Annotated in this window: 8 protein-coding genes (1 of these 8 cut by a window edge); 5 read left to right on the plus strand and 3 right to left on the minus strand. The window is 64.0% G+C overall.

From position 1 onward, the window contains the following. Positions 1–38: 38 nt before the first annotated feature. Positions 39–932 carry a LysR family transcriptional regulator gene (locus tag R6254_RS19325; RefSeq protein WP_318409295.1) on the minus strand — a complete coding sequence of 298 codons (894 nt, stop codon included), beginning with the start codon at positions 930–932 and terminating at the stop codon, positions 39–41. Positions 933–1,022: 90 nt separating this feature from the next. Between R6254_RS19325 and R6254_RS19330 the strand changes: the two genes are divergently transcribed. From R6254_RS19330 to R6254_RS19340, 3 genes are read left to right on the plus strand one after another with little or no spacing between them, the layout of a single operon-like run. Continuing rightward, the gene (locus R6254_RS19330; RefSeq protein WP_318409297.1) at positions 1,023–2,387 is read left to right on the plus strand and encodes an acyclic terpene utilization AtuA family protein; all 1,365 of its coding nucleotides are present in this window, start codon (positions 1,023–1,025) and stop codon (positions 2,385–2,387) included. Beyond that, the gene (locus tag R6254_RS19335; protein WP_318409298.1) at positions 2,384–2,758 is read left to right on the plus strand and encodes an AtuA-related protein; all 375 of its coding nucleotides are present in this window, start codon (positions 2,384–2,386) and stop codon (positions 2,756–2,758) included. Before R6254_RS19330 ends, R6254_RS19335 begins: the two co-directional genes overlap by 4 nt. A gap of 51 nt (positions 2,759–2,809) precedes the next feature. Then, entirely contained in the window at positions 2,810–3,757 is a 948-nt protein-coding gene (locus R6254_RS19340) for a Bug family tripartite tricarboxylate transporter substrate binding protein (protein WP_318409367.1), read from the plus strand. Positions 3,758–3,879: 122 nt separating this feature from the next. Here R6254_RS19340 and R6254_RS19345 read toward each other — a convergent pair whose 3' ends face one another. Both R6254_RS19345 and R6254_RS19350 read right to left on the minus strand, forming a co-directional pair. Further along, a complete protein-coding gene (locus R6254_RS19345) occupies positions 3,880–5,550 on the minus strand; it encodes a phospholipase D family protein (RefSeq protein ID WP_318409300.1) in 1,671 nt (556 codons plus the stop codon). A 128-nt stretch (positions 5,551–5,678) separates the two neighbouring features. After that, on the minus strand, positions 5,679–7,601 hold the full coding sequence (locus R6254_RS19350) for an ATP-binding cassette domain-containing protein (protein WP_318409302.1): 1,923 nt from the start codon (positions 7,599–7,601) through the stop codon (positions 5,679–5,681). A gap of 141 nt (positions 7,602–7,742) precedes the next feature. On the opposite strand from R6254_RS19350, the gene R6254_RS19355 reads away from it, so the two are divergent. After that, the gene (locus R6254_RS19355; protein ID WP_318409303.1) at positions 7,743–8,219 is read left to right on the plus strand and encodes a (2Fe-2S)-binding protein; all 477 of its coding nucleotides are present in this window, start codon (positions 7,743–7,745) and stop codon (positions 8,217–8,219) included. After that, on the plus strand, positions 8,216–9,796 hold the 5' portion of the coding sequence (locus R6254_RS19360; RefSeq protein ID WP_318409305.1) for a xanthine dehydrogenase family protein molybdopterin-binding subunit. The gene runs 687 nt beyond the window's last position; 1,581 of the gene's 2,268 nt are visible here — the first part of the coding sequence; it begins with the start codon at positions 8,216–8,218; its stop codon lies beyond the right edge, outside the window. Before R6254_RS19355 ends, R6254_RS19360 begins: the two co-directional genes overlap by 4 nt.

Raw genomic sequence — 9,796 nt, forward strand, 5'->3', positions numbered from 1 at the left:
ATGGGCGTAGACAGCTATTGAATTGCTAGCGAATGCGGTCAGCGCTTCATGCGCCGCACAATCAAGTCATGCAAAGCCTGGGCGGCCACCGACAAGCTGCCCTCCTGCCTGCGCACCACATAAATCTTGCGCGTCAGGTTGGCAATAGTCAAAGGCCGGGTGACCAGGCTTTTGCGCTCGAAGTGAAACAGCGTGAGTGCCGGCACCACGCTGATGCCCAGGCCGGCGTCCACCATGCCTGTCACCGTCGCCAACTGATCCACTTCAAGCAAGGTGTTGGTTTGCAACGGATGCAAGGCGGCATCCAGCGCCTGGCGCACGCTGCTGTTGCGTGACATGTGGATAAAAGGGTAGGGCGCCAGCTTCTTCAGGGTCAACACCTTTTCAGTGGCCAGTGGGTGGTCTTTGCGGCACACCAGGTAAAACTTGTCGGTGCATAACAGTTGGGCGCTCAGGCCAGCCTGGCTGGCGCCGGTGGAGGCCAGGGCAAAGTCGGCCTGGCCGCTGCGCACCAGGTCGATGCAGGGGTCTGACAACTGGTCGCTGAGCTTCAACTCGATGCCGGGCGAGGTCTTTTTAAATTCGGAAAAAATCGCCGGCAGCCAGCCCGCCGCCAGCGAGGGCAGGGCTGCCACATGCACGCGGCCTTTGCGGCGTTCGACATGGTCACCCAGGTCCTTGACGGCGGTGTTGAAGTCGCCGATCAGCTGACGCGCCGAGGTTTCAAACAAACGCCCTTCGGCCGTCAACTGCACGCTGCGGGTGTCGCGGTCAAACAGCCGGGTGTTGAGTTCGTTTTCCAGCGTGCGTATCAGCGCGCTGAAGGCCGGTTGCGACAAATGGCAGGCGGTGGCGGCGCGGGTGAAGCTGCGTTGCTCGGCCAGTGCCAAGAAGGCACGCAGCTGCCGTGTGGAAAGGTTGGGGTTGGCCAATTGATTTGACTTTCAAGTGAATCCATACGAATTTTCGATTTTACAAATAGCGGCGACAAGCCTAGATTCGACGGCTTGAACACCCACCTCATGACCCACGCTACAACGTCCCCTTTGCTGATAGGCTGCGCCGCCGGTTTTTCCGGTGACCGGGTGGATGCGGCGAGCGCCGTGGTGGACACGCTGATCGTGCGTGGCGGACCGGCTTTTTTGATTTTTGAAACCCTGGCCGAACGCACCTTGGCGCTGGCGCAACTGCGCCGGCGTGCCGATCCCGATGCCGGCTTTGAGCCGCTGCTGGGCGACATGTTGCGGCCCGTGCTTGCGCGTTGCCTGCAGCACAACATTCGTATCGTCAGCAACTTTGGCGCGGCCAACCCGCTGGCGGCGGCACGCTTGATCCACGCCATGGCCAGGGAGCTGGGCTTGCCCGCGCCGCGTATTGCCGTGGTTGGCGGTGATGACCTGTCGGGTGCCCCCCACCGCGCCTTGTTGCGCGAACAACTGGGCAGCGCAATGGACAACTTGCAACTGGTCAGCGCCAACGCCTACATAGGCGCCGAGGCCATTGCCGCTGCGCTGGACGCCGGCGCGCAGATTGTGGTCGCGGGCCGCGTGGCCGATCCCTCGTTGACCGTGGGCCCGGCGATGTCGCATTTCGGCTGGCGTGCTGACGACTGGGACCGGCTGGCGCGTGCCACCATGGCCGGGCATTTGCTCGAATGTGGCGCCCAGGTTTGCGGCGGGTATTTTTCCGACCCCGGCTACAAAGACGTGCCCGAGCTGCATGCGGTGGGTTACCCGATTGCAGAAATCAACAGCGACGGCGACTGTGTCATCGGCAAGGCGGGACACACCGGCGGCCTGGTCAGCCTGGCCAGTGTCAAGGAGCAACTGCTGTACGAGGTGCATGACCCGGCCGCTTACCTGACACCCGACGTGGTGGCGGATATCAGCGCCGCCCGGCTGGTACTGGTGGCGGCTGACCGCGTGGCCCTGACCGGGGTGCGCGGTCATGCGCGGCCGGTCAGCCTGAAGGTCAATGTCTGCCACGAAGGGGGCTGGCTGGCCGAAGGTGAAATTTCTTATGCCGGCCCGCGCGCCGAAGCCCGCGCCCGTCTGGCCGCCGAGGTCTTGCGCCAACGCCTGCCGGGTTTGAGCCTGCGTGTGGACTTGATTGGTGCGCTCAGCATCATGGGCGACGATGACGGCCGCTTGCTGGCCACAAGCGCCGCCGGTGATGCGCGTGACGTGCGCCTGCGTGTGGCCGCGACCCACACCGAGCGGGCCCAGGCCGAACGTCTGGCCAGAGAGGTCATGGCGCTGTATACCTGCGGCCCCGCCGGCGGCGGTGGTGTGCGCACCAGCTTGACGCCGCGGCTCAATACCTTGTCCTGCCTGGTACCGCGTGACGCCGTGCCTGTGAGTTTCGAGATGTTGGAGGGCGGGCCATGAACCCATCCACCATCACCGTGCCTCTGTACCGCGTCGCCCACGGCCGCACCGGCGACAAAGGCAACCGCTCCAACATCAGCGTGATCGCCTGGCATGCCGAGCTCTACCCTGTGCTGCTTGCGCAAGTGACGGAAGCAGCGGTGGCGCAGCACTTTGCGCACCGACTGCCCAGCCGTGTGCAGCGATTTGAGTTGCCGCTGCTCCACGCCATGAATTTTGTGCTCGACGAGGTGCTCGATGGCGGCGTCAACGATGCGCTCAACCTCGATACGCACGGCAAGGCGCTGTCCTTCTGGTTGCTGGATTTGCCGATTGCCGTTCCTGTTGCGCTGGCCGCCTTGCTGGCGGGGCCAGCGCCCACTGATTTTTAACGCGAAGGAGACAACATGAACCCAACAATCAATGCCCGTATCCGTCCCGTCATGCTGGCCGTGGCCAGCCTGTGCGCCCTGGTGCCCCTGATGGCGCAGGCCCAGGGCTTCCCCGACAAAACCATTACGTTTGTCGTGCCTTTTGCCGCCGGCAGCGCGACCGACCAGCTGGCACGTGCCATCGGCCAGGCCGTGACCCAGGACATCAAGGTCAGCGTTGTGGTCGACAACAAGCCCGGGGCCAACAGCTTCATCGGTGCGCAGGTGGCGGCCAAGGCCAAGCCGGACGGCTACACGGTGTTCATCACCACCAACACCACGCAGGCGGCCAACGAACACTTGTTCAAGAAGCTGCCTTATGACCCGGTCAAGGACTTCACGCCGCTCACCGCGCTGGGCCGCGGCGGCCAGATCATGGTGGTGAATCCCGCGCTGCCGGTCAACAACGTCAGCGAATTTATCGCGCTGGCCAAATCCAAACCCGGCAAGTTGTCCTTTGGCAGCGGCAGCTCGTCCAGCCGCGTGGCGGGCGAGCAGTTCAAGCAGATGACGGGCACCTACATCCTGAACATTCCCTACAAGAGCAACCCGCCTGCCGTGACCGACCTGCTGGGTGGCCAGATCGACATGATGATCACCGACATGACCACCGGCCTGCCGCAGGTCAAGGCCGGCAAGCTCAAGGCACTGGGTGTTTCAACACGCCAGCGCTCGCCGTTGGCGCCCGAGGTGCCGACGATTGCCGAGGCCGGCGTGAAAGGGTATGAAATGACCTACTGGTTTGCCGCCTATGCGCCGGCTGGCACACCTGCCGATGTGGCGGCCAAGCTGGGCGATATCTTGGCCAGGGCCGCGCGCAGCAGTTCGGCCGCGCCTTTTTACCAGGCCAGCGGCACCGAGGTGTTCACCAGCAACCCCGAAGAGCTGCGCAAGTTTCAGGCGGCCGAGACCTTGAAGTGGGGAAAAATCATCAAGGCGGCGGGGATTGAGCCGGAGTGAAGCCTGGGTGCTTGTTTGATGTCTATTTAGGCCTCTATACCTTTATTCATAAGCGCAAGTAGCTATTGATTTAATAGCGAATGAAGGGTGGCGCAGCTTGTCGCTGAGTCGGCACCGGCCGCTCAAAGCATTTCGTCAGGCGCAAACGGGCCGAGCAGCTTGAGCATCAGTTTCAGCCCCAGGCTGGCGTCGGGCTCCGTCGTCGAATCCTTCAGTCCCGAGCCTTGCGGCGCGCGCCAGATCAACTGGCCATCCGGCTGCAGTTCGACCTTGTAGGCGCCGGACGTCAAGGCCAGCTCAATCAGCCGGGTGGCATCGGCCGAGAGTTTGCGGCTGCGGATGATCAGCGCCACCTCGGTGTTTTGCAGTTGCGAGCGCAGGTCCAGGTTCAGGGAGCCGACCACCAGCAGGCGTTTGTCCTGCACCACCACCTTGGCATGCAAGCTGGCGCGCGAGCCGCCGCCCGAGCCGGAACTGCCCAGCCCGCTGATGCTACTGAGCGTGCCTTGCTGCTCGGCGCGCATTTCGTAAATGTCTATGCCCAGGGCCAGCAGTTCCTTGCGGTAACGCGCGTAACCGACGTGGGCGGCCGGGGCATCGTTGGAGGCCAGCGAGTTGGTCAAGACCCGGATACGCACGCCTTTTTGCCGGATCGCGGCGAGTTGCGTCATCATGCGCTGGCCGGGCACGAAGTAGGGCGAAACGATCAGCAGATCGCTGTTGGCCTGCGACATCAGTTGCAGCAGGCCATCGACGGCGGTGTCCTGTGCTTCCCGCACGTCATCGGCATCGGCGGCGATCTTGGACGGTTTGTCGGCCAGCAGCACCGAGGGCGCCCAGACCCATGGCAGTTGCGACAGCCGGGTGGTGTCGGGCAGGGGGGCGATCACGCTGACCGTGCCATTCGTCGCGGTAGTGGTGCGCGCCTCCCGCGTGGCCGGGTCGGCCGCGCCGGCGGGACTCGGCGCCGCCACACCATCGGCCGAGACTGTTGCTATCGGCGCGGCGGGCTTGAGCGCTTCGATTTCCCTGACCATCAACAGTGATTGCACCGGGTAGGCCAGCGGATTGTTCCAGTACTGGTCAAAACTTTGCGACAACTCGCGGGTGATGCGGCCGGCGGAGAGCACGTCGGCGTCGATGAAATTGGTCTCCTGGCCCTGGCCGAAATAGGTTTCGCCGAGGTTGCGTCCGCCGGTGATGGCGACCGCGTTGTCGGCGATGAAGGTCTTGTTGTGCATACGCCGCTGGATGCGGGCCATGTCTTTCAGCGAGCCCAGGATGCGGAAAAAAACCGAGCCGCGTCCGCCCGGCAAGGGGTTGAACAGGCGCAACTCGATGTTTTTCTCAAACGCCAGCTTCAGGACCTGGGCATTTTTGCCGGTGGTGTTGAAGTCGTCGAGCAGGATGCGGATACGCACACCGCGTGCGGCTGCCGCGCGCAGGGCGTCAAACATGCGGTCTGTGGTGTCATCCGCGTGGATCGCGTAATACTGGATGTCCAGTGTCTTCTGGGCCGCGTTGATCAGTGCCATGCGGCTGGTAAAAGCCAGTTCGGCGTTGCTGACCAGTGCAAAACCCGAGTCGTTGCGGGTGCCGGCCTGCGCGGCGCGGGCCTCGACCAGTTGCCCGAGCCGGGTTTCCGCGGGATTGGCCAGCGCCGTCGAGACCGGGCGCTCCACCTCGATGGGCAGCGATGCGCAGCCGCTAAGCCAGGCCCCCAGCGTCAACAAGGCGGCCCAGTGCCAGAGGCGGGACGGCAGGCGGGCAGATGGCGACGGGCGAAGGGGCATGAAGCAACTTTGAAGCGGTTCAGCCACTTTAGCCTAAGCCGCTGACGCCAAGAGCGCTGCCCGGCCCGACGCCGTCGCAAAATTGCGTAGGCGCTTGGCCCGACCGGGCGGCGCCTGCGGGGGCCGGGTCAGCTGGACAGGGTTTCCCAACGCTGCAGCGCCGCCATCAGCTCTTCTTCAATTTTCGAATTGCGAGCGGTGAGTTCGGCCGCGCGTTTGGCATTGCTGGTGTAAATCGTGCCGTCAAACAACTCCTGCTCAATGGCTTTTTGCTGCGACTCCAGCTGCTGAATCAGCGCCGGCAGGCCGTCGAGTTCGCGCTGCTCCTTGTAGCTCAGCTTCTTTTTTGACAGCGGCTGTTGCCCGTCCTTGCTGGGCTGGGGGCTGGTTTTGCTTGCAGCTTTGGCGGCTGGGGCGGTGGGCTTTCCGCTGCCGGTGAGTTGCGCCGCCCGTTTCGACTGGGTGATCCAGTCGGTTACGCCGCCTTCGTACTCGCGCCAGAAGCCCGGGTTCTCCGGCGTGCCTTCGTAAGCAATCGTGCTGGTCACCACGTTATCGAGGAAGCGCCTGTCGTGGCTGACCAGAAACACCGTGCCTTCGTAGTTTTGCAGCAGGTCTTCCAGCAGCTCCAGGGTGTCGATGTCCAGGTCGTTGGTCGGCTCGTCCAGCACCAGCACATTGGCCGGGCGTGCAAACAGGCGCGCCAGCAGCAGGCGGTTGCGTTCGCCGCCGCTCAAACTGCGTACCGGGGAGCGGGCGCGCTCGGGGCTGAACAAAAAGTCGGTCAGGTAACTCTTGACGTGTTTCTTCTGGCCGTTGATCTCGACCCACTCGCTGCCCGGGCTGATGAAGTCTTCCAGCGTCGCGTCCAGGTCGAGTGCGTCGCGCATCTGGTCGAAATAGGCGATCTGCAGATTCGCGCCCTGGCGGATTTTGCCGGGTGGCGTGCTCACGTCAGGCTGCAACTCGCCCAGGATAAGTTTGAGCAGCGTGCTTTTGCCCGCGCCGTTGGGGCCCAGCAGGCCGATCTTGTCGCCGCGCAGCAAGGTGGCGCTGAACTTGTTGACGATAATTTTCTCGGAGCCCGGGTGGCCAAAGCTTTTCGACACGTCGGTGAGTTCGGCCACGATCTTGCCGCTCTTGTCGCCGCTGGAAACGTCGAGGTTGACGCGGCCCACGGCATCGCGCCGCGAGGCCCGGCCTTCACGCAGCACTTCGAGCCGGCCTATGCGGGCCACGCTGCGGGTGCGGCGCGCTTCCACACCCTTGCGGATCCAGATTTCTTCCTGCGCCAGCAGCTTGTCGGCCTTGGCGAAGATGACGGCTTCCTGCGCCATCTGCTCTTCCTTCTGGATCAGGTACTGGGCAAAGTTGCCGGGGTAGGGCCGCAACTTGCCGCGGTCCAGCTCGACGATGACGTTGGCGACCTGGTCCAGGAAGGCCCGGTCATGGGTGATGGTGATGATGCTGCCGTTGAAATTGACCAGCAGCTCCTCCAGCCAGGCGATCGAATCCAGGTCCAGGTGGTTGGTTGGCTCGTCTAACAGCAAGACATCGGGCTTGGCCACCAGCGCCTGGGCCAGCGCCACGCGTTTTTTGGTGCCTCCCGAGAGCGAACCCACGATGGCGTCCTTGTCCAGATGCAGGCGGTGCAGGGTTTCCTCCACGCGCTGCTCCCAGGTCCAGCCGTCCAGCGCCTCGATTTCGGATTGCAGGGCGTCCAGGTCGGTGTGTTCGTCAGCCGCCAGGTATTGCTCCACCACGTGTTTTGTCCTTGCCAGTCCTGCGCTGGCAGCTATAAAAACCGTAGCGTGCGGGTCCAGGCTGGGCTCTTGCGGGACGTAGGCGATGCGCAGGTTCTGCTGCAGCTGCAAGGTGCCGTCGTCGGGTTTGTCTATGCCTGCCAGGATTTTCAGCAGCGAGGACTTGCCCGTGCCGTTGCGGCCGATCAGGCCGATGCGCTGGTTGGTTTCGAGGGCGAAATCTGCGTGATCCAGCAGTGCGACGTGCCCAAAAGCGAGTTGGGCGTCAAGAAGGGTTATTAGTGCCATGTTGCTAGGGATTATCCGGGTCTGCCGTTTCGCATGCTGGTTTCCGGGCTATTAAGCGCGCCGCCGGCTCGCTATAGTGCAATGGACATCAGCGGCGGGCCGCGCCTCCAGCGCCTGTCGACAACCCCGGAAGCCCGATTTATGGAACTACACATCAACGGCCAGGCCGTGCAGGTCGATGCGGACCCCGCCATGCCTTTGTTATGGGTGCTGCGTGACCTGCTGAATATGACGGGCACCAAGTTTGGCTGCGGTGTGGCGGCCTGCGGCGCCTGCACGGTGCGGGTGGACGGGCAGGCCGTTCGGTCCTGCGTGGTGCCGGTCTCGATGCTGGTCGGCAAACGTATCCAGACCATCGAAGCGCTGGGCACGCCCGGCAAACCCCATGTGTTGCAGCAGGCTTGGATTGCCGAGCAGGTGCCGCAATGCGGCTACTGTCAGTCCGGCATGTTGATGGCGGCAGCAGCCTTGCTTGAAAAGACGCCCAAACCTTCGGATGCCGACATTGATGCGGCCATGACCAATCTCTGTCGTTGTGGCACTTACCAGCGGATTCGTGTCGCCATCCAGCGGGCTGCGGGCATGGCGCCCGGCAGTGCGGGGAAGCGCCGGCCATGAAAAGACGCACTTACCTATTAAGTGCAGCGGGCGCCGCCGGTGCCTTGATCGTCGGCTGGGGCATGTTGCCGCCGCGCTCGCGCACCGGGTCCGGGCGGCTCTGGCTGCCGTCCGAGGGCGACATCGCGCTCAATGGCTGGATCAAGATGCGCCCCGACGGTTCGGCGGTACTGGCCATGGCGCGCAGCGAGATGGGTCAAGGCGTGTCTACCGCCTTGCCCATGCTGGCGGCCGAAGAGTTAGACCTGCCGCTGTCGCGCATCTATATAGAGCAGGCCGGCGCCGACAAGATTTACGGCAATGTCGCCATGCTGGTGGCCAGCCTGCCGTTTCACCCGTCCGAGACGGAATTGCGGCCGGCCAAGGTCGAGGTCGGCGAATGGGTGGTCCGCAAGTTGGCGCGCGAGTTAGGCATCAATGCAACCGGCGGCTCCAGCAGCGTGGCCGACGCCTGGACGGTGGTGCGCACGGCGGCAGCCACGGCGCGCGCCTCTTTATTAGGTGCGGCATCCTTGCAGTGGCGCCTGCCGGTGGACGAACTCACGGTCAAAGACGGTGTGGTGTCGCACCCCTCGGGTCAATCTGCCCACTATGGCGAACTGGCCAAATTTGCCGCCGCCACACCGCCAGGCACGGTCACGCTCAAGGATCGCAAGGACTGGACCGTGATTGGCCAGAGCGCGCCGCGCAGGGATATCCCTGCCAAGATTGATGGCAGTGCGCAGTTCGGGGTCGATGTGCGGCTGCCCGGCATGGTCTATGCCGCCATCCGTCTGTGCCCCATGCTGGGCGGCGCGCCGGGCGCCATTCCCGCCAATGTGGCGCTGGCCATGCCGGGGGTGGAGCGGCTGGTGCCCTTGCCGGCCTATGCCGGATCGACCGCCGGATTTGCCGTGGTCGGAAAAAGTTGGTGGCAGGCCCAGCAGGCGGCACTGGCCGTGCCGGTCGACTGGCGCCAGCGCCCGGCCGGCGCCCTCGACTCCCGCCGTATCGAACGTGAGCTGGAAGCGACCGTTCAAAGCCAAGCCAGCGGTTTTACCTTTTATGAGAAAGGCGCGGTGGACCAGGCCGAAGCCGGCGCGACCCGCCGGATTGAGGCGGTCTACCACGCGCCTTATCTGGCGCATGCCACGCTGGAGCCCATGAACTGCACCGCGCAGGTTCGGGATGGCCAGGTGTTTCTCTGGGTGCCGACGCAAGTGCCGCAGATGGCGACCGCCATCGCCGCACGTGTCGCCGGGGTGACTGTGGACAAGGTGCACGTCACCGTTACCTTGCTGGGCGGCGGGTTTGGCCGCCGGCTGGAGGTCGATTACGTTGCCCAAGCGGTGCGGGTGGCCATGGAATGCGGCGGCCGGCCGGTGCAGCTGATCTGGTCGCGTGAAGAAGACACAACCCACGACTTTTACCGGCCCATGCACGTGGCCTTGTTACGTGCGGCGGCCGATGCGCAGGGCCAATTGAGCAGCCTGCGGATCAAGTCGGCCGGTGATGCCATCACCCCGCGCTGGATGGAGCGAGGCCTGCCGATGTTGGCCGGACCTGTCGACACTCCCGATAAAACCACGGCCGAAGGC

Origin of the sequence: Polaromonas potterensis (assembly GCF_033446725.1) — a bacterium.
Lineage (GTDB): Bacteria > Pseudomonadota > Gammaproteobacteria > Burkholderiales > Burkholderiaceae_C > Polaromonas.